We start from the raw sequence: 1,504 nt of genomic DNA on the forward strand, positions 1-1,504 counted from the left end.
TGTAACCCTGCCAACCGCTGCCGATCTTGACCGGTTGCGCACTGCTGTAACCACGGCTGCTGTCGCCCGGGTACAGCCACAGATCACCACTCGCGTCATTACGGGCGACGATGTCCTGATGACCGTCGTTGTCCCAGTCGGCCACCCCGAACGGCGTGTAGGGCAGTTTGGTCATCTGGCTCAGTGGTTGTTGTCTTTCCGGGCTTGAGGGCTGCATTTCCGCTGTTCAGGCATGGGGTCGGCGGTCTCGGGGAGTGGTGCCGTGTCGTGTCGTCGTTCTGGTGGAGGTCGGGGATGCCGTCGGTCGTGGGGCTGCTGGAACAGCGTGAGCTGACCGCTCGCCGTCGTGTGGACGCGCTTCGGGAGGAGGCGGACCGTATCCAGGCCGAGCTGGTCGCGGCCGAGCGGGAGTGGAACGAGTGGGTCATCGCCCGTTCACGCGTCGGCGAGGTGCTGTCCCCGGGCGAAGAAGACACCGCCGGCCTGGACGCCGCCGAGGAGCCGTCGGATCGCGGTGAACCGCCCGCGCTGCCTTCATCTTCGCAGGCGGCGAAGCCGAAGTCGGTGGTGCCGATGTGGCGTGCGGGGCTGGCCCGGTCGGCACTGTCGGCGGACTACCAGCGCATCGTGCAGGTGCTCGCGGACCGGGGCCAGCTCGGTCAGGGCCCGCTGACCTGTCAGGAGATGGCCGGCTGCTTCGGCCTTGATCCGGTGCCCGCGAAGATCGAGGCGTTGCGGTCGAAGGCGAAGCGGCTAACGGCGCGCGGGTGGCTGGCCGAGCCGGCGCCGGGCCGGTTCACGCTCGCGAAGGCCGTGGCCGGGCAAGGCGGCGGGTCATGAGCAGGGTCATCGACCAGTAGATCATCGCCTCCGCGCTGCCGGTGGATCGTTCGAAGTCCCGCGCGAGGCGGCGGCTTCGCATCAGGTGGGCGAAGAACCGCTCCACGATCCACCGCTTGGGCAGCACGACGAAGCCGCGCATGTCGTCACTTCGCTTGACGATGGCCAGGACCAGGGCGAGGACGGTGAGGCCGTACTCGACGAGGCTGCCGGTGTAGCCGCCGTCGGCCCAGACCAGCGCCAGCCGGTGGTGCGAGGCGGCGGCCCGGGCGAGCAGAACCTGCCCGGCGGCGCGGTCGCCGATGTCCGCGGCGGTGACCATCACGGCCAGCAGCAGTCCGAGGGTGTCGACCACGGCGTGCCGTTTGCGGCCGTTGATCAGCTTGCCGCCGTCGAAGCCGCGGCTGTCATGGCCGACGACGGCGTCGGCCTTGACCGTCTGGGAGTCGATCACGCCCGCGCTCGGCTCCGGGGCCCGCCCGGCCTGTTCGCGGACATTGCGGCGGAGCCGGTCGTGGAACTCCTTGACCAGACCGTGGTCGCGCCAGCGGCGGAAGAAGGCGTAGACCCGGTCCCTATTAGTTACGTGGAATCAAGCGCCGCAGGATGCGTCTCGTATCCTGCGGCGTCCCCATGTACTGAGGAGACCTGTTGGGCAACGCGG

At 69.1% G+C, this 1,504-nt stretch carries 2 protein-coding genes; one reads left to right on the forward strand and one right to left on the reverse strand.

All coding sequences use genetic code 11. The annotated features are described in order from the left end of the window. Positions 1–294 precede the first annotated feature (294 nt). Positions 295–840, forward strand: a complete 546-nt coding sequence (locus ACGF0D_RS36580) for a hypothetical protein (RefSeq protein ID WP_392923835.1) — start codon at positions 295–297, stop codon at positions 838–840. Here ACGF0D_RS36580 and ACGF0D_RS36585 read toward each other — a convergent pair. Beyond that, positions 797–1,372, reverse strand: coding sequence for a transposase (locus ACGF0D_RS36585; protein WP_392923838.1), 576 nt, complete (start codon positions 1,370–1,372; stop codon positions 797–799). The genes ACGF0D_RS36580 and ACGF0D_RS36585 overlap by 44 nt on opposite strands. Between the last annotated feature and the right edge of the window lie 132 nt (positions 1,373–1,504).

Origin of the sequence: Kitasatospora sp. NPDC048298 (assembly GCF_043201465.1) — a bacterium.
Lineage (GTDB): Bacteria > Actinomycetota > Actinomycetes > Streptomycetales > Streptomycetaceae > Kitasatospora.

Excerpts from the sequence above, each read along its gene's own strand:
- ACGF0D_RS36580 (WP_392923835.1), top strand. The coding sequence starts at position 295 with ATGCCGTCGGTCGTGGGGCTGCTGGAACAGCGTGAGCTGACCGCTCGC.